The 19,624-nt window shown below is 64.3% G+C and carries 20 protein-coding genes and 1 pseudogene; 7 read left to right on the top strand and 14 right to left on the bottom strand.

Annotated elements, in window-relative coordinates:
- Nucleotides 1-4 precede the first annotated feature (4 nt).
- A complete protein-coding gene (locus F474_RS06130; protein WP_097083439.1) occupies nt 5-1,279 on the bottom strand; it encodes a glucarate dehydratase family protein in 1,275 nt (424 codons plus the stop codon).
- A gap of 100 nt (nt 1,280-1,379) precedes the next feature.
- Between F474_RS06130 and F474_RS06125 the strand changes: the two genes are divergently transcribed.
- The 4 genes and pseudogenes from F474_RS06125 (at nt 1,380) to F474_RS06115 (ending at nt 4,538) form a co-directional block, all read left to right on the top strand.
- Nucleotides 1,380-2,264, top strand: coding sequence for a LysR family transcriptional regulator (locus F474_RS06125; protein WP_097083440.1), 885 nt, complete (start codon nt 1,380-1,382; stop codon nt 2,262-2,264).
- A 99-nt stretch (nt 2,265-2,363) separates the two neighbouring features.
- A pseudogene (locus F474_RS23215) lies at nt 2,364-2,645 on the top strand (PAS domain-containing protein); the annotation flags it as partial.
- Between the two features lie 255 nt (nt 2,646-2,900).
- Nucleotides 2,901-3,929 carry a methyl-accepting chemotaxis protein gene (locus F474_RS06120; RefSeq protein WP_371916116.1) on the top strand — a complete coding sequence of 343 codons (1,029 nt, stop codon included), beginning with the start codon at nt 2,901-2,903 and terminating at the stop codon, nt 3,927-3,929.
- A 27-nt stretch (nt 3,930-3,956) separates the two neighbouring features.
- Nucleotides 3,957-4,538: a tRNA-uridine aminocarboxypropyltransferase gene (locus tag F474_RS06115; protein WP_097083442.1), complete on the top strand. Its 582-nt coding sequence runs from the start codon at nt 3,957-3,959 to the stop codon at nt 4,536-4,538.
- Here the strand turns inward: F474_RS06115 and F474_RS06110 are convergent.
- From F474_RS06110 to F474_RS06085, 6 genes are all read right to left on the bottom strand, one after another.
- Complete coding sequence (locus F474_RS06110; protein WP_097083443.1) at nt 4,526-5,179, bottom strand: HAD family phosphatase; 654 nt, start codon at nt 5,177-5,179, stop codon at nt 4,526-4,528. The genes F474_RS06115 and F474_RS06110 overlap by 13 nt on opposite strands.
- Before the next feature lie 27 nt (nt 5,180-5,206).
- Nucleotides 5,207-6,196 carry an ABC transporter ATP-binding protein gene (locus F474_RS06105; protein WP_097083444.1) on the bottom strand — a complete coding sequence of 330 codons (990 nt, stop codon included), beginning with the start codon at nt 6,194-6,196 and terminating at the stop codon, nt 5,207-5,209.
- A gap of 1 nt (nt 6,197) precedes the next feature.
- Complete coding sequence (locus F474_RS06100; protein WP_097083445.1) at nt 6,198-7,001, bottom strand: ABC transporter permease; 804 nt, start codon at nt 6,999-7,001, stop codon at nt 6,198-6,200.
- Nucleotides 6,988-7,830 carry an ABC transporter permease subunit gene (locus F474_RS06095; RefSeq protein WP_256577649.1) on the bottom strand — a complete coding sequence of 281 codons (843 nt, stop codon included), beginning with the start codon at nt 7,828-7,830 and terminating at the stop codon, nt 6,988-6,990. The genes F474_RS06100 and F474_RS06095 overlap by 14 nt, the downstream gene beginning before the upstream one ends.
- Before the next feature lie 118 nt (nt 7,831-7,948).
- Entirely contained in the window at nt 7,949-9,007 is a 1,059-nt protein-coding gene (locus F474_RS06090; protein WP_097083447.1) for an ABC transporter substrate-binding protein, read from the bottom strand.
- Between the two features lie 93 nt (nt 9,008-9,100).
- Nucleotides 9,101-10,477 carry an aldehyde dehydrogenase family protein gene (locus F474_RS06085; protein WP_097083448.1) on the bottom strand — a complete coding sequence of 459 codons (1,377 nt, stop codon included), beginning with the start codon at nt 10,475-10,477 and terminating at the stop codon, nt 9,101-9,103.
- 104 nt (nt 10,478-10,581) lie between these two features.
- Here F474_RS06085 and F474_RS06080 point away from each other — a divergent pair, with 104 nt between their 5' ends.
- Nucleotides 10,582-11,436: a LysR family transcriptional regulator gene (locus F474_RS06080; protein ID WP_097083449.1), complete on the top strand. Its 855-nt coding sequence runs from the start codon at nt 10,582-10,584 to the stop codon at nt 11,434-11,436.
- Here the strand turns inward: F474_RS06080 and F474_RS06075 are convergent.
- Nucleotides 11,426-12,268: a DMT family transporter gene (locus tag F474_RS06075; RefSeq protein WP_097083450.1), complete on the bottom strand. Its 843-nt coding sequence runs from the start codon at nt 12,266-12,268 to the stop codon at nt 11,426-11,428. The two genes, F474_RS06080 and F474_RS06075, sit on opposite strands and share 11 nt — an antisense overlap.
- A 246-nt stretch (nt 12,269-12,514) precedes the next feature.
- Nucleotides 12,515-13,288, bottom strand: a complete 774-nt coding sequence (locus tag F474_RS06070) for an NAD(P)H-dependent oxidoreductase (RefSeq protein ID WP_097084254.1) — start codon at nt 13,286-13,288, stop codon at nt 12,515-12,517.
- Nucleotides 13,289-13,376: 88 nt separating this feature from the next.
- Between F474_RS06070 and F474_RS06065 the strand changes: the two genes are divergently transcribed.
- Nucleotides 13,377-14,273 carry a LysR family transcriptional regulator gene (locus F474_RS06065; protein ID WP_097083451.1) on the top strand — a complete coding sequence of 299 codons (897 nt, stop codon included), beginning with the start codon at nt 13,377-13,379 and terminating at the stop codon, nt 14,271-14,273.
- Between the two features lie 52 nt (nt 14,274-14,325).
- On the opposite strand, the gene F474_RS06060 is transcribed toward F474_RS06065, so the two are convergent.
- From F474_RS06060 to F474_RS06040, 5 genes are all read right to left on the bottom strand, one after another.
- A complete protein-coding gene (locus F474_RS06060; protein WP_097084255.1) occupies nt 14,326-14,661 on the bottom strand; it encodes a hypothetical protein in 336 nt (111 codons plus the stop codon).
- A 67-nt stretch (nt 14,662-14,728) separates the two neighbouring features.
- On the bottom strand, nt 14,729-15,799 hold the full coding sequence (locus F474_RS06055) for an AbrB family transcriptional regulator (RefSeq protein ID WP_097083452.1): 1,071 nt from the start codon (nt 15,797-15,799) through the stop codon (nt 14,729-14,731).
- 369 nt (nt 15,800-16,168) lie between these two features.
- A complete protein-coding gene (gene nadE, locus F474_RS06050) occupies nt 16,169-16,996 on the bottom strand; it encodes an ammonia-dependent NAD(+) synthetase (protein WP_097083453.1) in 828 nt (275 codons plus the stop codon).
- 17 nt (nt 16,997-17,013) lie between these two features.
- Nucleotides 17,014-18,207 (bottom strand): nicotinate phosphoribosyltransferase, encoded by a 1,194-nt coding sequence (gene pncB, locus F474_RS06045; protein WP_097083454.1) that lies wholly within the window; start codon nt 18,205-18,207, stop codon nt 17,014-17,016.
- Nucleotides 18,208-18,209: 2 nt separating this feature from the next.
- On the bottom strand, nt 18,210-18,884 hold the full coding sequence (locus F474_RS06040) for a nicotinamidase (RefSeq protein WP_371916108.1): 675 nt from the start codon (nt 18,882-18,884) through the stop codon (nt 18,210-18,212).
- 50 nt (nt 18,885-18,934) lie between these two features.
- On the opposite strand from F474_RS06040, the gene F474_RS06035 reads away from it, so the two are divergent.
- Complete coding sequence (locus F474_RS06035; RefSeq protein ID WP_097083456.1) at nt 18,935-19,606, top strand: NUDIX domain-containing protein; 672 nt, start codon at nt 18,935-18,937, stop codon at nt 19,604-19,606.
- Nucleotides 19,607-19,624 lie beyond the last annotated feature (18 nt).

The following is a 19,624-nucleotide window of genomic DNA, read 5'->3' as shown; positions in this document are numbered from 1 at the left end:
CCAGTCAATACCTTGGCTTGACCTGCACCCAATCGGGCTTGTACTTGCGCATCTGCCGCACATCGTCGCGCGAGGTGATGCCGCAGCGCAGGTACTGCTCATGCAGCTTGGCCAGCTGTTCATGGTCCAGTTCCAGCCCAAGGCCCGGGGTGCTGTTGATCTTCACCGCGCCGCCTACGATCGGCAGTTTGCCGCCCTTGATCACCTCTTCGTCCGGCTCCTGCCAGGGGTAGTGGGTGTCGCAGGCGTAGTCCAGGTTCGGCGAGGCCGCCGCCACGTGAGCCATGGCCATCAGGCTGATGCCCAAATGTGAATTGGAGTGCATCGACACCCCCAGGCCCCAGGTATGGCACATGTGCGCCAGTACCTGTGTCGCGCGCAGGCCGCCCCAATAGTGGTGGTCCGCGAGCACGATCTGCACGCTGTTGAGTTCGACGCTGCGGCGGAACTCATCGAAGTCGGTGACCACCATGTTGGTAGCCAGCGGCAGGCCGGTGCGCTTGTGCAGCTCGGCCATGCCCTCCAGGCCCGGGCAGGGGTCTTCGTAATATTGCAGCGCATCGCCGAGCAGCTCGGCCATGCGCACCGAGGTTTCCAGCGACCAATTGCCGTTGGGGTCGATGCGCAGTGGGGTATCCGGGAAGGCCTCGTGCAGCGCCTTGATGCAGTTGACCTCATGTTCGGGGTCGAGTGCGCCTGCCTTGAGCTTGATGCTCTTGAACCCGTACTGGTCGATCATGCGCCGGGCCTGGTCGACGATCTGCGCTTCGTTGAGTGCTTCACCCCAGCGGTCAGCGGGGTAGGGGGCGTCGATGTGCTGGGCATACTTGAAGAACAAGTACGCCGAGAACGGCACTTCGTCACGCGCCTTGCCACCGAGCAGGTCCACCAGAGGCACGTTCAGCGCATGGGCCTGCAGGTCGAGAAACGCCACTTCGAAAGCCGCATAGGCATTGCTCACTGCCTTGCTGGCGTGCGAGCCGGGGGCGAGCTCGGCGCCGGCCACGCTCTGCGGCTTGTGCTGGGTAACCGTGGCCTGCACCACCTTGCGCAGTTGATTGAGGTTGAAGGGGTCCAGCCCGATGAGCTGATCCTTCACAGCGTTCTGCATCGCCAGCGCGGGCGCATCACCATAACTCTCGCCCAGGCCGATGTAGCCAGTGTCGCTCTCGATCTCGATGATCGAGCGCAAGGCGTAGGGTTCGTGGATGCCGCTGGCATTGAGCAGCGGGGCATCGCGAAAGGCGATAGGGGTGACGGTGACGCGGGTGATCTTCATGGCCGGCTCCGAGTGTTTTTGTTCTCTGGGCCGAGCATGGACGCCGGGATTGATCGCGTCTATTTTAGTTAGGCATGCAATTGATACCTGGATTGAATCAGTGTTCGAGCTTTCCCAACTGCGTTGCTTCACCACAGTCGCCACCGAGCTCAATTTCCGCCGTGCGGCCGAGCGGCTGAACATGACCCAGCCGCCCTTGACCCGGCAAATCCAGTTGCTTGAACACCAGCTCGGCGCCGCCCTGTTCACTCGAAACACACGCAGCGTGCGGTTGACGGCGGCCGGAAGGGCGTTCTTCCTGGAGGCGCAGAACCTGCTGGCACAGGCGCAGATGGCTGCGCAGTCGGCGCGGCGCTTCGCTCAGGGCGACATCGGCTCGGTCACCATCAGCTTCGTCGGCAGTGCCGTGTACGAGTTTTTACCCAAGGTGGTGGCGCACGCGCGCGAGCGGCAGCCGAACGTACACATCGCACTGCTGGAAATGAATACCGCTCAGCAACAAGAGGCGCTGCGCGCCGGGCGCGTCGATCTGGGCATCGTGCGCTCGGCCATGCAGGCGCCTGGCGTGTGCAGCGAGCGCCTGGTGCGCGAGCCTTTCGTGCTGGCGTTGCCGCGTACGCACCCGCTGGCCCAGGCCGGTGTGGTCACGGTGCAGGCACTGGAAGGGCAGGCGTTTCTGATGTACTCCCACGATGCCTACGCACCCTTCAACGAGCTGCTCACCGGCATGTTCCGCTCCGCCGGGGTCACGCCGGCCTATGTGCAATGGCTGGGCTCGTCGCTCACGATGCTGGCGTTGGTCAACGCGGGCCTTGGCTTGGCCCTGGTACCCCGCTGTGCGGCGAACGTCGCGTTCCGGGACGTGGTATTCCGCGATATCGTGCTGGAGCCTTGGGTTTGCAGCGAGCTGCACCTGATTTGGCGCGAGGACAACGACAACCCGGCCATGGGCCTGCTGTTGAAGGCAATCCGCGACAGTTTCTAGCGAAACGGCAGAAGTTAAAATCGCCATGCTCAGCTAAAATACAGACTTTTCCGGTTCGCCGGCATTTTCTGAAAGCCTCTACTGCAAGGAAGCACGACCATGCGTACCAACCTGCCCGTGACCGATCAGGAGCGTACCTTCCCCGCCGAGCAGCGGCTGATCTCCACCACTGATCTCGACAGCCGCATCACCTACTGTAACGACGCCTTCGTGACCCTGAGCGGCTTCACCTACGAAGAGCTGCTCGGCCAACCTCACAACATCGTGCGCCACCCTGACATGCCGGCCTCGGTGTTCGAACACATGTGGGATACCCTCAAGCAAGGCAAGCCCTGGATGGGCGTGGTGAAGAACCGGGCCAAGAACGGCGATTACTACTGGGTGAGCGCCTACGTCACCGCCATCTACGAGCATGGCCGCATCGCAGGCTTCGAGTCAGTGCGCACACTGCCCAGCCGCGATCAGGTACGCCGCGCCAGCGCGCTGTATGCGCGGCTGCGGGCCGGCAAAAGTGCGCAGGCGGCCAGCGCCAGGCTGGGCCACGGGCTGGCCGCCTGCGCACCTTACCTCGCCACCGCGGCCGCGGCGCTGGCCGGCTATGCCTGGCTGCCGCCCGCGGCCACGCTCGGGCTGACCTTGCTAGGCGTTGCCGTTTGCGCGACGCTGCACTTCATGGCCCCGGGGCGGGCCGTGCGCCGCAGCCTGGCTGACCACCCCAAGGCCTTCACCAGCCCGCTGGTGGCGCTGACCTACAGCGACCAGCCCGGCGCCCAGGCGCAGCTCGACCTGGCCCTGTTCAGTGAAGAGGCCCGGCTGCAGACAGCACTGACACGCCTGGTGGACGCCGGCGAGAACGTGCGCCAGCGCGCGGCGGAGTCGTCAAAGCTTTCCGGCAGCCAGGCCCAGGCATTGGAGCGCCAGCGCAGCGAAACCGACCAGTCGGCCACTGCTATAGCCGAGATGGCCGCAACCATCCAGGAGGTTGCGCAGAACGTGCAAGCCACCGCCTCGGCGGCCACCGAAGCCGATCGCCTGGCCCGTGATGGCAGCGGCCTGGCCAGTGGCAGCCTCGGCGCGATGCAGCAAATGGCTGAAGCGGTGAGTGACATCGGCCAGGCAGTCAACGCCCTGGCTGAACAAACCCAGAGCATTGGCAGTGTGGCCGACGTGATTACCGGCATCGCCGAGCAGACCAACCTGCTGGCCCTCAACGCCGCCATCGAGGCTGCCCGGGCCGGCGAGCAAGGCCGGGGCTTTGCGGTAGTGGCCGACGAAGTGCGCCAGCTGGCGCTGCGCACGCGTACCTCGACCGAGCAGATCCACCAGATCATCGCCAGCCTGCGTGAAGGCGCCGACCGCGCGGTGGCCACGGCCGGGCGCGGCGAGCAGATCTCCAGCCAGAGCATGCACAGCGTCGAGGCGGTCAAGCGCGCACTGGACGGCATCACCGAAGCCATCGCTCGTATCACCGCCATGAGCCTGCAGATGGCAACGGCCTCCGAGCAACAGAGCCACGTGGCCGAGGACATCAACCAGCAGATCACCCGCATCGCGCAATTGTGCGATGACAGCGCCAACCAGGCCCGTGACGGCGCACGTATCAGCGAAGAGCTGGAGCGCATGGCCGGTTACCTGCATGGCCTGGCTGAGCGCTTCAGCCGTTGAAGCCTTGGCGTGATGACAGGAGGGGTGATGCCGCGGGTGTGTTGTGACCGGTGCGGCCGGCCCCAGGGGCACTGCTTGTGCGGGCTGATTCCGAACCTTCAGAGCCGCACCCGGGTGCTGGTGCTTCAGCACCCCAGCGAGGCGGGGCATGCGCTCAATACGGCGCGCCTGGCAGTGCTGGGCCTTGCCAATGCCGAGTTGGTGGTAGGGGAGCGTTTCGACGCATCACTGTGGCAGCGGCCGGGCTATCGGCCGTGCCTGCTCTTCCCTGGCGAGCCAGAACCCAGCACCGAGCCTGATGACAGCCCGCGGCTGCTCATCGTGCCCGATGGCACGTGGCGCAAGGCACGTCTGCTGCTGCACCTGAACCCAACACTGGCGGCGTTGCCCAGGGTCAGCCTCAGTGCCACCGGCCCTTCCAATTACCGCTTGCGCAAGGCGCCCGGGCCCGGCGCCCTGGCAACGGTCGAGGCCATCGTGCAGGCGTTGGAGCAACTGGAAGCGCCTGCGCAGTTCACCGACTTGCTCAAGCCCTTCGATGCCCTGATCGAAGGGCAGATCCGCGCCATGGGTGCCGAGACCTACGCGCGCAATCATCAGCGCCAGTGATGGATGGGCCAGCCGGCCTGTTCTGCGTGGGCGCGCAAGGTGGGGTCAGGGTTCACTGCCTGGGGGTGGGCCACGGCTTGCAGCAGGGGCAGGTCGTTGCGTGAATCCGAGAAAAAGCTCGCGCCTTCGAGCGTTTCGCCTTCGTCTGCCAGCCATTGTTCCAGCCGCGCCACCTTGCCTTCGCGGTAGGTGAGGATGCCTTGGGTGCGGCCGCTGTAAACGCCGTGGGCGATTTCACAGTCGATCGCCAGCACGTCGTCGATACCGATGCGTGCGGCGATCGGGGCCACCAGGAAGCGCGCAGTGGCCGAGATCACCACAATGCGGTTGCCCAGGCTACGGTGGTGGGCGATCACCCGGGTGGCGTCGCTGTGGATCAATGGCTCGATCACCTCTTCGACCCACGGCTCCACCAAGTGCGCGATCTCCTCTTCGCTGCGGCCGATCATCGGCTCCAGGGCAAAGGCCATGAACTGCTCCATCGACAGTTCGCCTGCGTGATAGGCACGCATCAGCGCTTCGCTTTGCTCGACGAAGGCGGTCGGGTCCACCCAGCCCAGCCGCGCCATCTGCTCGTTCCACAGCGCCGAGCTGTCACCGTCGATCAGGGTATCGTCCAGGTCGAAAATCGCCAAAGGCATAGAATCAAAGCTCCTTCATGCTGAAAGTCAGGCCACTTCGCGCAGCGCTGCCGGATCGATCAGCAGGCGTACGCGGGTGCCATCAGCATACAGGTCTGACGCTGCGCGGTTGAGCACATCTACCCGCAGCGTCACCCCTTGGGCTTCTACCCGGTAGCGAATCACATTGCCGAGCAGGCTATGGCCAAGAATTTGCGCCTGGCCTTCGGCGTCCGGCACCAGCCCGATGGCCTCGGGGCGGATAGCCAATTGGCCGCTGGCGGGGCGGCCGAGCAAGCGGCTGGCGCTGGCGGCGTCGAGCAGGTTGTAGTTGCCAATGAAGCCTGCGGCGAAGGCATCCACCGGCGCGGTGTACAGGCTTTGGGCGTCCCCGCTCTGAACGATCTGGCCCTTGTTCATCAGCACGATACGGTCCGACAGCGTCAGGGCTTCTTCCTGATCGTGCGTCACAAACAGCGTGGTCAACCCCAACTCCTGCTGGATCGCGCGGATCTGCTCGCGCAGGTGCCGGCGAATACGCGCATCCAGCGCTGACAGCGGCTCGTCGAGCAACAGCAGGCGCGGCCGAGTGACCAGCGAGCGGGCCAGGGCCACGCGTTGGCTCTGGCCCCCGGAAAGCTGGTGCGGGTAACGCCCGGCGAAGCTGTCCAGCTCTACAAGCTTCAGTACCTCGGCCACGCGCTGGCGGCGCTCGGTGCTGTTCACCTTCTGCATACGCAGGCCGAACGCGGCGTTCTGCTCCACGGTCATGTTGGGAAACAGCGCATAGCTCTGGAAGACCATGCCAATCCCCCGTTGCTGGGGGCTTTGGGCGGTGATGTTCTGGCCGGCCAGAAGAATGCTCCCGCTGTCTACTGCCGTGAGCCCGGCGATGCAGCGCAACAGGGTGGATTTACCGCAGCCGGAGGGGCCGAGCAATGTAACGAATTCGCCCTGGGCCACGCTGAGGTTGATGTCGGTGAAGACGCTGGTGCCGCCGTAGCGTTTGTGCAGGTTGTCGACGCTCATGAAGCTCATGTCAGTGGCTGCCCTGATCGCGGTTGAGGAAAGTGGCGAGCCAGGTCACCACCAGCACGAAGAAGAAGTAGGAGATCACCAGCGCGCTGTTGATGTGCCCAGTGCTGTTGCGCATGTTGTTCAGGTACACCTGAAGGGTTTCGTACTGTGTGCCCACCAGCAGGTTGGCGAACACGAACTCGCCAAACAGGAACGAAAACGACAGCAGCAGCGCAACCATCAGGCCTTTGCGCAGGTTCGGCAGCACCACCAGCAGCGCTGCTTTAAGGGGGCTGGCGCCCAGCAATTGCGCGGCGTCCATCAGGTCGCGCAGGTTGATCGCCTGCAGGTTGTTGGAGATGGCTCGGTACATGAACGGCAGGGCGACGGTGAAGTAGCAGCCGATCAGAATCCACGGCGTACCGGTCATGGCCAGCGGGCCGGAGCCATACAACTGCAGCAGCCCTACCGCCGAGACCACTGGCGGCACCGCGAAGGGCAGCAGGATCAGCACGTTCATCAGCCCGTCCAGGCGGGGGAAGTGATAATGAACGGCGAACAGCAACGGCAGGATCAACAGCGTGGCCAGCACCAGCGACCCCACGCACACCAGTACAGAATGGCCAAAGGCTGTCAGGAACCGTGTGTCGCTCCACAGCGCCAGGTACCACTTCAGGGTCAACCCGCTGGGTAACACGGTGGCAGACCAACTGGTGGCCAGCGAATAGAGCAGGGTGCCGGCCAAGGGCAGCAGCAGAATCAAAAACAGCAGCCACACCACGGCGCGGTGGTACAGCCTGGCAGTGCGGCTTTCAGCGTTTCCCATGGTAGCTCCTGCGCAGCATCCACTGATGCACCAGCGTCACCAGCGCCATCATCCCTACCAGGATGATGGCCAGGGCGCTTGCCATGTTCGGGTCCAGCGAAATGTCACCGGCCACCATCGCCGCGATACGGATCGGCAGCACGTTGAAGTTGCCGGTAGTGAGGGCGTACACGGTGGCATAGGCTCCCAGCGCATTGGCCAGCAGAATGACGAAAGTACCCAGCAATGCCGGGGCCAGCACTGGCAAACCGATGTGCCACCAGTAGCGCCAGCCGTTGGCTCCCAGCAGCGCGGCGGCTTCGCGCCAGTCGGCGCGCAGGCCGTCGAGAGCGGGGTAGAGCAGCATCACCCCCAATGGGATCTGGAAGTAGGTGTACACCAGGATCAGCCCGCTTTTGGAGTAGAGGTTGAAATCCCCAAGTAGCCCGCTTTGCTTGAGCACCAAGGTGATCGCGCCATTGAAGCCCAACAGGATGATGAACGCGAAGGCCAACGGCACGCCGGCGAAGTTGCTGGTCATGTTGGCAAATGCGGTGACGAAGCGGCGCAGGCGAGAATCGACCCGCGCCAGCGATACGCTCCCGAGCAACGCGATGGCCAGCCCCAGCAGGCTCGACCAGACGCTGATCTCCAGGCTGAACTGCATGGCCTGGCGATAGAATTTCGAGCCAAAGGCACGGGTGAAGTTTGCCAGGCTCCAGGCGTCGTCTACTTGCACGCTGTGCATCGCTACCCAGGCCAGTGGGGCGAGCTGAAAAACGCTGAAGAACAGGGCGAAGGGCAGCAGGCACAGCAGTGCCCAGCCCTTGGTGCGGGTCTTGGTGTTCAAAATGAGGTGGGCTCCGGCGGGTTCTGGAACGGCGCGCCACCCGGCACACGCGGGCCTCCACGCGCTCATCCTGATTGCGGTAAAGGCCGGCTGTAGCGGGCGACGGGCTTATCTCAACTCACTTCATCTCGACGATGACCTGCTCATTCCACTGCTGCGGCAAGGCCTTCGAGCTTTTCTCCCAAGCTTCGGCATTCTCGATCGGCTTCACGTTCTTGTACTGCTCGTTGGGCAGCAACTTGGCCTGTACATCCTCGGGCAACTTCAGGTGTTCGGCTCGGATCGGCCGGGCATGGCCGCGGGCGAGGTTGATCTGGCCAGCGTCGCTGAAGATATATTCACGGGCAAGTTTCGCCGCATTGGGGTGCTTGGCGTACTTGTTGATCAGTGTGGTGTAGCCGGAAATCACCGAGCCGTCGGAGGGGATCAGCACTTCAAAGCGCTTGGGGTCGATCTGCTCGCGGTAGCTTAGGCCGTTGAAGTCCCAGACTACGCCCACTTCCACCTCGCCTTTTTCCAGGGTCTGTATGGTCGGGTTGGCCAGCGATAGCCGCCCTTGCTGGGCCAGTTTTGTGAACAGCGCCAGGCCCGGCGCCAGGTTGCTCTCGTCGCCGTTATAGGCCATGGCGGCGGCGAGCACACCGTTGGCCGCCTGGGCAGCGGTGCTGACGTCACCGATGGCGACCTTGTAGGTGCCCTTTTCCAGGTCGTGCCAGCTCTTCGGGGTGTCGGCATCCTTGACGAGGTCTTTGTTGATGATGAAGGCGATGGTGCCGGTGTAGGCCAGCATCCAGTGGCCGTCCTTGTCCTTGGCCCATGCCGGCACCTGGTCGAAGGTGCTGGGGATGTAGGGTTGGGTCACGCCCTTGGCCTTGGCGATCGGGCCGAAGGCGGCGCCTACGTCGCCGATGTCGGCGCTGGCGTTGTCTTTCTCGGCGTCGAACTTGGCGATCTCCTGTGCCGAGCTCATGTCGGTGTCGACGTGCTTGAGGCCGTATAGACGCGCCAGGTCGTCCCAGGTGCCTTTCCAGTTGGCCCAGCTGTCGGGCATGCCTACGCTGTTGACCTGGCCTTCTTTTTTCGCATCGCTCTCCAGCGCCGAGAGGTCAGCGGCCATGGCCAGTGGAGAAAGTGCGAGGGTGGAACCGAACAGTGCAGCCAACAAGCGCTTATTCATTCGTTGCTCCTGGTGAAAGGTCGTGAACCGGCGGACATCTAGTTGAAATATAGCCGCCGGCTCTAAACCTAGGAGCGTAATGTGACGTTTGCGTTACCGGCGCCCCACCCACACGGTTTGCACGTTGCAAAATTCATGAACGCCGTAGCTGGAGAGCTCGCGCCCATAGCCGCTTTGCTTCACCCCACCGACCACAATGCGCGGGTCGGAGGCGGCGTTGCCGTTGATGAATACCCCACCGGTCTCCAGGCGCGCGGCCAATGCCTCGGTAGCCGGTTCGGCCGGCCCCCAGACCGTGGCGCATAGGCCGAAGTCGCTGTCGTTGGCCAGCTCCAGCGCATGCTCGGCATCACGGGCGCTGATCAATGCCGCTACCGGGCCGAACAGTTCCTGGCGGAAGGCGACCATGTGCGGCTGCACATTGCCCAGCACCGTCGGGGCGTAGTAGTTGCCCACACCCGGCAACGGCTCGCCGCCCAGCAAGAGGCTGGCGCCCTGTTCCAGCGAGGCACTGACCTGGCCATGCAGCTCGTCACGGAGGTCGTAGCGCGCCATGGGGCCGATGTAGTGTTCTTCGGCAGTCGGGTCACCGACCTTGAGTGCCCGCACCGCTTCCAGGAATTTGGCCTGGAAGGCCTCGGCGATGTTCTGCTCGACGATCAAGCGCTTGGCCGCCATGCACACTTGGCCGGTGTTCTGGTAGCGGCCGACCACAGCCGATTGCACGGCAGCGTCCAGGTCGCAGCCTTCGAGCACGATGAACGGGTCGCTGCCGCCGAGTTCGAGAATGCATTTTTTCAACACAGCGCCGGCCTGCGCGGCAATGGCTGCCCCGGCCCGGCCGCTGCCGGTGACCGCCACCGCCGCGATACGCGGGTCGGCAATGGCGCGGGAGACCCCGGCCGGCTCCACGTTGATCACTTCGAAGGCACCAGCGGGTAGGTCGGTGTGCTCAAACACTTCCCTCAGCAGGTAGGCGCTGCCCATCACATTGGGCGCGTGTTTGAGCATATAGGCGTTGCCGGCCAGCAGCATCGGCACTGCCCCGCGCAGCACTTGCCACAGGGGGAAGTTCCACGGCATCACGGCCAGCACGGTGCCCAGCGGGCGAAACTCCAACCAGGCGCGCTGGCCCGCCACCGGTGCCGGTTGCGGGGCGAGAAAGGCTGGGCCGTGCTCGGCGTACCACTGGCTCATGGCCGCGCACTTCTGCACCTCGGCGCGGGCCTGGGCGATGGGTTTGCCCATTTCAGCGGTGATCATCTGCGCCAGCGGCTCCAGCCGTGCAAGCAGGGCCTGGGCCAGTTGCTGCAATACCTGAACGCGCTGGGCGAGCGGGGTGCGCGCCCACTGGCGTTGGGCTGCTGCGGTGCCGGCCAGGGCGGTGTCTAGCTGGGCGTCGCTTTCGAACGGATAACGAGCAAGTTCCTCACCGCTGTGGGGGTTGCGGGAGATAGCGTGGGCAGTCATGGCGAGCCTCCTCTGTGGCAATGAAACAAGGCTACGACCCCTTGAGGTGTCAGTGTTACTGAATAATACTGAGCGAAATATTCTTTCAGGGAGAATCTCTGGCCGTGGACCTTTCGCAGCTCGAAATCTTTCAGGCGGTTGCCGACAGCGGCAGCGTCAACGGCGCGGCCGAGCGCCTGCACCGCGTGCCATCGAACGTGACGACGCGGCTCAAGCAGCTGGAAGCTGAATTGGGCAATGACCTGTTCATCCGCGAGAAAATGCGCTTGCGCTTGTCGCCAGCAGGTGCGGGCTTTCTTGATTACACCCGGCGCATCCTGGCGCTGGTGGAAGAAGCGCGGCTATCGGTGAACGGGCAAGAGCCCATGGGCGTGCTAGCCCTTGGTGCGCTGGAGAGCATTGCCGCAGTGCGCATGCCCCCGGTGCTGGCCACCTTTCACCAGCGCCACCCCAAGGTTGAGCTGGACCTCTCTACCGGCCCTTCCGGCGAGTTGCTCGACGCAGTGATTGCAGGGCGCATGGCCGGTGCTTTCGTCGACGGCCCGGTGCATCACCCGGCGCTGGAAGGCTGCGCAGTGTTCGAGGAGAACCTGGTGTTGATCTCGGCACTGGAGCACCCGCCGATTCGCCGCGCCAGCGAGGTGAATGGCCGCAACATCTACGCCTTTCGAGCCAACTGCTCGTACCGGCGGCTGTTCGAGGAATGGTTCATGCGCGACCAGGCCACCCCTGGTCGGATCTTCGAGATGGAGAGCTACCACGGCATGGTCGCCTGCGTATCGGCCGGCTCCGGCCTTGCGCTGGTGCCGCGCAGCCTGCTGGAGACGCTACCTGCTCAGGCCTCGGTGCAAGTGCATGATGTGGGCGGCGCCTTCTGCGGTATTCCCATCTGCCTGGTATGGCGCCGGGGCCTGCAGACCCCGGCGCTCAATGCGCTGGTCGCCTTGCTCAGCCCTTGAACACCAGGGCCAGGCCGCCCAGCACGCCGGCCATGCCCAGTAGCGCCAGCCCGCCTAGGGCATTGCCCAGCACCAGCCAGTCCAGCAGAGCCGTGACCACGGGCACGAGATAGAACAGGCTGGTCACGTTGACCAGGTTGCCACTGCCGATCATGCGGTAGAGCAGCAGCTGCGCGCCCACCGAAATGGCCAGGCCCAGCCACAGCATCGGAACGATGAAGCCGGCTACCCATTCAACGTGGAAGGGTTTGAACGGCACGCAGGCCAGGCACATCACCAGGCTGACGGCGTATTGCAGCGGCAGCACCTGGGTGGGGGGCAGTGCCTGGCGCTTTTGCAGGATCGCGCCGCCGGTCATGCAGGCCAGCGCCAGCAAGGCGAAAGCCACGCCCGGCAGCGACAGCTGCGCCTTGAGCAGCCCTTGCAGCACCACCAAGGCCAGGCCTGCCAGCGCGAGCGACAGCCCCAGCCAACGCAGGCCTGAGGCGCGCCGCTCCATCAGCAACAGCGTAAGCATCGGCTGCACGCCCAACACCGTGGCCAGCACCCCAGGGGTGATACCGTGCTCCAGCGCCAGGAAGTAGCACAGCGAATAGCCGCCGATCAGCAAGGCGCCCGTGCGCGCCACCTGCCAGCGTTGGCCTTTGGGCGGAAACCCGGTGCGATAGAACAGCGCAAGCAGCGCCAGGCCCAGCAGGGCGGCGGTGAAGCGGAAGGTGAGGATGGCAAACGCTGAGCTGTGGTCCAGGCCCCAACGCGAGAAGATTGCCGCGCTGCCCCACAGCAGCACGAACAGGGCGGTAGGGCCCCAGGTGTGGAAATAGGAACGCATGTGATACCTGCTTTGAAATCGTCCAGCGACACCCGCGCGCGGTCGAACCGCCCCGGTTCAGAGGCAGGCGCGCGGGAACGAAGAAAGGGTCAGCGGCCCGAAACGGGCGGCGCTACTGCGGCTACGGCCACAACAGCGCACTGAACGACCACGATCGGCTGGGCGTTGGCAGGCATTGAGAAGGGTTTCCGGAGAAAAGTGATGTGCCGGGACTGTACGTCAGAAACCGCAGCCCAGGCAAGGTCCTCAATCAGCCAGGTGTATGCCGAAGCCGCCTGCCCCCGGCTTGTGCTCGGGCTTGAGTTCAAGGGCGGGAATGGCGTAGTCGCCGCCGTTCTGCCGGCGGTAGGGAATGGGTGGGCTACTGAACAGGCCGGCCATGCGCTCAGCCAGTTGCGCCTCGATCTGCGCGAAGCGAGCCTCATCCACGCGGCTGGTGCGGTGCACCAGAAACGGTGGCAGCACCTCGAAGCCTGGGTAGTGCAAAACGCCGTGGTGGATCGGGAACAGCAACTCATCGATCGGCCCGTTGATGCCGCGCGGGCTGTAATGGCTCTCCCAACCGCCGGTGGTGACCATCAGCATGGCGCGCTTGCCGGCCATCCGACCTTCGCCATAACGGTCGCCCCAATGCTGGTCTGAATGCTCCCCCACGCCGTAGGCAAAACCATAGGCGTAGACCCGCTCAACCCAGCCTTTGAGAATCGCTGGCAGGCTGAACCACCACAAAGGAAATTGAAGGATAAGCGCGTCGGCCCAGTCGAGCTTGGCCTGTTCGGCGGTGATCTGTGAATGCTGCTCGCCGCTTTTAAGGCCTTCGAGAGACGCAAGCGAGGGGTCGAAGGGGCCATCGCCAGGCGGGAAGTCCTCGGCATCGAGGGTGGCTTTGAAGCCCATCGCGTAGAGGTCACTGACCTGCACGCTGTGGCCGGCCGCTTCCAACTGCCGCACGGCGCAGCGCAGCAAGGCGCCATTGAGCGACTGAGGTTCGGGGTGGGCGAAAACGATCAAAACATTCATCAGGCAAACTCCCTTGGCAAAGATCCCGCACAGGGTGCCAAGCATGCTTATATAGCGGAAATGAATGGCGGAAATTCCAGGCATAAACATGGCTGATCTCGCGCGGCTTGACCTCAACCTGCTGCTTACCCTCGATGTGCTGCTCGAGACCTTGAACGTCACCCGCGCCGCCGAGCGCCTGAACCTGTCGCAGCCGGCGGTGAGCGTGCAATTGGCCCGGCTTCGCGAATATTTTGGCGACCCCTTGCTGCTGCCCGGGCCTCGTGGCGTTCGCCCAACGGCTCGCGCATTGGCTTTGGCCGAGCCCTTACGCGCAGCACTGGAGGCGTTGGGCCAGGCAGTGGCGCCCAGTGCGCCGTTCGACCCGGCCAGTGCGACGCTGACCTGGAAGGTGGCCGCGACCGACTATGGCGAAACCTGCCTCGTGCTGCCTGCCCTTGCCCGGTTGCGTCAGCAGGCGCCTGGCACGCGCCTGGCAGTGCTGGAGCTCAACCCACCGCGCCTGGCTCAGGCGGCCGAGCAGGGCCTGCTGGACCTGGCCTTTCATACCCGCGAAGGTTCGCCCCCCGGCTTGCATTGCCGCTCGCTGTTTCACGAGCGCTATGTGCTGGCTGGCCGCGCAGGCCACCCGGCCCTGGCCGGCGGCCTGACCTTGCAAGGGTTCGCTGAGCTGGAACAGGCGATCGTCTCGCCCGATGGGGGTGGCTTTGCCGGGGTGACTGACGAAGTGCTGGCCAGCCATGGCTTGCAACGCCGGGTCGTGTTGTCGGTGCCGCATTTTCTGTTTCTGCGCGCCGCGCTGATGCACACCGACTTGGTGGCCATGGTGCCATTGCGCCTGGTGCAGGGCGAGCCAGGCCTGGCACTGGCCGAGCCACCTTTGCCAGTGCCAGGTTACGAGATGGTGATGCTGTGGCCCGAGCGGCTACATCGAGATGGTGCTCATCGCTGGCTGCGCGAATGCATCCTGGCCGGGTTGCCGTAATGCACATAGACGACGGCCGCCTTGCGGCGGCCGTGTGCGAGAACAGCGCGGCTCAGACGAAACGTTGGCCGGCCTTGCCGCGGGGCAGGCGGCTCCCGGTGCCGCCCAGGCGTTCGCCCCAGGCCGCGGCCACACTGAAGCCACCGTTGCGGGCTGGGCGCACCGCAGCGGGCGCAGGTGCAGGTGCAGCTACAGGAGCGGCCTTAGGTTTGCGCAAGTCGGCCAGCGACGGCGTGGCTTTCTTTGCAGGTGCTGCATCTTGCGGCTTGCTCAGCGAGCGTTGGCAGCTCTTGCAAGACACGTCGGTGGCACTGGCGCTGGCGCTCAGGGTGGCGCTGCTGCGCCCGCAAGCGCTGTCCTGGCCGTTGGTTGAGTAGTGGATGACCAAACCGTGAATCTCCAAGGCATTGAAACGGCGCGCATTTTTACATATTTCGCCGCCATTGGCAGACCGCTCAGCGTGTGATGCGAATAATCTGCCGGGCGACGAACGCGCCAGTGAGAATGACCGCGAACAAACGCAACGTCTGCATGGCAAGCACCAACCCGACATCGGCGTGCACGTCTACCGCGATGATCGCCATCGAATCCAGCCCGCCAGGGCTGGTGGCCAGGTACATGGAGAGAAAGTCCGTGCCCATCCAGTACGCCAGCACCCAAGCCAGCGCCGCGCACAGCAGCACCAGCGCCATGGAGCCAGCGAGCATGGCCGGCAGCCGGCGCCATACATAAGCCACCGTGGCGCGGTCGAAACGCAGGCCGATGTAGCAGCCAATGACGCCGTAGGCCAGCGACAGCAACCAGCCCGGCAGGCTCACCGGCAGTACGCCGGCCAGTTGCAGGCCGCCGCCGATCACCATCGGCACCAGCAATGCGCCGGCCGGCACCCAGTTGCCCAACGCGACACCCACCCCCAGCACGGCCAGGTTAGCCAGCAATACCCCTATATGCGGGGCGGCTACCGCCATCGCTGCACTGTGGCTTTCACTGCCGCCGCCGTTCACGCCGAGCCAGTGGCTGATCAGCGCGCCGGCCATCACCACGCACACCACCCGCACGTATTGCATGGTGGCGACCACGCGCGGGTCGGCGCCGTGGTCCTCGGCCATGGCAACCATCGCCGAAGCCGCCCCTGGGGAGGTACCCCATGCCGCCGTGCTACCCGGGATCCCGCCCAGGCGCACCATGCCCAGCGCCACCACCACGCTGAGCACGGTCGTTACGACGGTGGCCGCGAGCATGGCCGGCCACACATCGGCCACCGCGCCAAGCACGGCCCAGGTCATCGAGTGGGCTACGAGCAAGCCCACACACCCTTGGCTCAGGCGAAATGCCTGGCGCGGTAGGCGCAGGTCGATGCCGCCGACACCAAAGGCAATCGCCACCAGCATGGGGCCGACGAATTGCCCAGCAGGGAGGTTAAGGTGGTTGAGCAGTTGACCAGCACTTGCGGCCAGCACGATGAGGGCGAACCAGCGCAAGCTGCTGGGCCAGGTACCAAGGGAAAGCGATACGGCGGGGGGCAAGGGCGTCTCCGAGCGTGGGTAAGGTCAGGGGGCCAGGCTTGGGAGCAATTATCCGAGGGTGAAACGATTCGGTCTATTTGCAAAAAGGAATGGATTGATCGATTTCGGGAATAGGTTTTCGGCAGTACCGTGAAGGCGCTTCTGCGTGTGGCGTGCTCGCTGGGCGCAGCGACGGGCGAATCACCCGGCTGGGCAAGCCCGCCCGCAGGGCGCAGTCAGGGCCGGCGGTTTGAAGTCGCGCCTCGAAACGACCGGCCTGGGCAATGATATCGACATCCCCCGCGGCCCTGGGCTGAGCTGCGGTGTTCTAGGTGCCCGAGGCGCCCGACTCTGCCGGGCGCCTACCCAGGCTTTGCAGCTCTGGATCACTCACGGGGCAAACGGCAATACCCGCTTGTGCTGGGTCTTGTCATACGTGCGCACGATGATGTCATACGCTTCCTGGCTCACCGCCTTACCCTGCAGGAAGGCATCGATCTGCGCGTAGCTCACACCGTGGGCGTGCTCATCCGGCTTGCCGGGGTTGAGCTCCTCCAGGTCAGCGGTAGGCACCTTCATCACCAGGCTTTCCGGCCCGCCAAGGAACTGCGCGATCGCCCGTACCTGGTGCTTCACCAGCCCGCTGAGCGGTGCCAGGTCACAGGCCCCGTCGCCGAACTTGGTGAAAAAGCCCATCACTGCCTCGGCCGCGTGGTCAGTGCCGATCACCAGGCCGTCGTAGGCGTTGGCGATGGTGTACTGGGCGACCATGCGGATGCGCGCCTTGGTATTGCCCATTACGAAATCACGCCGGGCTGGGGTCAGGCCCTCGAGAGGGCTCACGGTATCGGCCAGGCCTTTGACGGCGCCTGCGATGTTCACCGTCGCTTCTTCGTCGGCCGCCACGAAGCGCATGGCGGCAGCAGCATCTGCTTCGTCGTGCTGCACGCCATGAGGCAGGCGCACAGCGACGAAACGGTAGGCGTTGTCACCGGTCTCCTTGCGTAGTTCCTCGACGCTCAGCTGCGCCAGGCGCCCGGCGGTAGAGGAGTCAACACCTCCGCTGATGCCCAGCACCAGTACTTTGAGCCCGGAGGCCTTGAGGGTGTTCTTGATGAAGGCCTTGCGCCGGTCCACTTCGGCGGCCAGGGCAGCCTGGTCTTTGAACGGCGGGATGACATCCAGTGCGGCGGCGATTTCGGCTTGGCGGTTGCTCATGTCGGTCTCCTTGAAGGTCAGACGCGGAAAACGTGTTTGAGGTAGGCAACGAAGTTTTCGTCGCGGCATTGAGTCTTGCCGGGGCTGTCGGAAATCTTCGCCACCGGTTGGCCGTTGCAGGCCGTCATCTTGATCACGATGTTCAAAGGCTTCACCCCCGGAATGTCGCAGGTCAGGTTGGTGCCGATCCCGAAGCTTACATTGATCCGCTGATGCAGTGCGCGATAGAGCCCCAGCGCCTTCTCAAGGTTCAGCCCGTCGGAGAACACCAGTGTTTTGCTCAGCGGGTCGATGCCCAGCTTTTCATAGTGGGCAATGGCTTTTTCTGCCCACTGCAGCGGGTCTCCGGAGTCATGGCGCAGGCCGTCGAAAAGCTTGGCGAAGAACAGGTCGAAGTCGTTCAAGAAGGCATCCATGGTGATGCAGTCGGTCAAGGCGATACCGAGCAACCCACGGTATTCACGCACCCAGCAGTCCAGGGCGGCGTTCTGGCTGTCGATCAGCCGCGGGCCTAATTGCTGGTGGGCCATCAGCCATTCGTGGGCCATGGTGCCGAGCGGCCGGACGTCCAGCTCGCGGGCCAGGTGCACGTTGCTGGTGCCGACGAAGCGGCCGGGGAAGTCGTGCTTGAGCACATTGACCATCTCTTCCTGCACCCGGTACGAGAAGCGCCGGCGGGTCCCGAAATCGGCCACCTGAAAGCCCGCCAGCTCCGCTTCGCTCGCCTCGCCGCGCAGCCAGTCGAGCTTGCTGTACAGGCGCTCGCGTACCTGTTCGATCACCACCTCCCGGTGCACGTAGCGGTTGCGCACCTCGCTGATGATCGCCAGCAACGGCACTTCATAGAGAATGACGTGCAGCCAGGGCCCACGCAGGCGCACGCAGAGCTGGCCGTCCTCGACGCTGGTGTGCACGTAGCGCAGGTTGAAGCGGAACAGGCTGAGGAAGCGGATGAAGTCCGGTTTTACGAACGGGATTTTCTCCAGCCAGGCCAATTGGTCTGGAGTGACACTGAGCTCGGCCAGCCGCTCGATCTGGTAACGGATCTCGGCCAGGTAAGGCGTGAGGTCCTCGGCATTCCGGCAACGAAACTCCCACTCCACCTCGGCGTTGGGGTAGTTGTGCAGCACGGCCTGCATCATGGTGAGCTTGTAGAAGTCGGTATCGAGCAGGTTTTGCACGATGCGGTCGGCGAATACGCTCTCGGACATGTTCATTGCTCCTTGCGGTCAAGGGTTGCGTCCAGTTCCTGGGCGCTGGCACAGAGGGTGATGCCGGCGGCACGCATCTGGGTGCAGGCTGCATCGGCGGTGTCTTGGGCGATGGCGCGGCAGGCGGGCAGGTACACCAGCACCTCAAAGCCTGCGCGGCGCAGTTGCAAGGCGGTCGTTTTCACGCAGTAGTCCAGCGCCAGCCCGCCCACCAGTACAGTGCTCACGCCCTGGGCCCGAAGGTACTCGATGGCGCCGGTGCTGCGATGCTCGGCCAGGTCGTGATAACAGGCGCCGTAGGGGTGCAGGCCAGGCTCTACGCCTTTCCACACGAAGTAGTCGTAGGCCAGCGGCTCGGGCAGCTCATCGAGCAGCTCGAAGCCAGAAGTGCCCGGCACGCAGTGGCTCACCCAGGTGAGGTCAGCATCAGGCAGCGCCAGAGGCTGCAGCATTTCGGCGTGAGAGCCGACCACCCAGGGGGCGGTCGGCGAGTGGGCATCTTTACTGCCCAGGCGCAACTGCGCGCGGCTTGCGAGCAGGTTGAGTTCAGCGCCGATCAAGTGGCCCTCCGGCACCGGCAGCTCAGCGGGGCATAGGGGCGTGAAGCCTTTTTGCGCGTCGACGTCGAAACTGGCGATGGTCATGGGAGCTCTCCGCTGTGAATGGGGTAGACACATATTTCACCTGATGTAATATGTAGTCAAGTTATTTCTGAAACGAGGTCGCGATGAGCGATGCACTGATACTGGCAGGGGTCGACATCGTAGCCCTGCGCCTGTCGCCTACTGGGCTGGAGCTGCTGTTGATCCGCCGTGCCCATGCCCCCTTCGCCGGGCAATGGGCCTTGCCTGGCGTACTGGTCAATGGCCGGTGCGCCGACCCCAGCCTGGAAGCCGCCGCGGCTCGCGCCCTTGAGGAGAAAGCGCGGGTGCAGCCGCAGTACCTGGAACAGGTGGCCACGGTCGGCAACGGTGAACGCGACCCGCGCGGCTGGACGATGAGCAGCGTGTACCTGGCACTGCTCACGCCCGATGCCCAAGTGCAAGGGCAGGACCTGGCGTTCTTTCCACTCAGCGCTTTGCCTGTGCTGCCTTTCGATCACGATGAATTGGTGCTGCGTGCGCGGGAGCGTTTGAGCAGCAAGGCCGTTTACAGTTCCTTGCCGCTGCTGCTGCTGGCGCCCTGTTTTACCGTCACCGAGGCATTGGCTGGGTTCGAGGCGGTGCTGGGTTCTGCGGTGCAGCACACCAGCCTGCGCAAGCGCCTGGAGCGGATGAAACAGGAAGGTTGGGTGCGCGAGACGGGCGAGAAGCGCTACCCGAAAATGGGCCGGCCGCAGCAGGTGCTGGAGCGGGCCAACAATGAGGTGTTCTTGTTCGATCGCAGCGTGTTGGCTTGAAAGCCTGGGCCGGCTCAT

The organism is Pseudomonas sp. URIL14HWK12:I12, from assembly GCF_003097135.1.
In the GTDB taxonomy this organism is placed as follows: Bacteria; Pseudomonadota; Gammaproteobacteria; order Pseudomonadales; family Pseudomonadaceae; genus Aquipseudomonas.
Note: the sequence above shows the minus strand (reverse complement) of the source record. Positions and strands in the feature narration are given on the sequence as shown.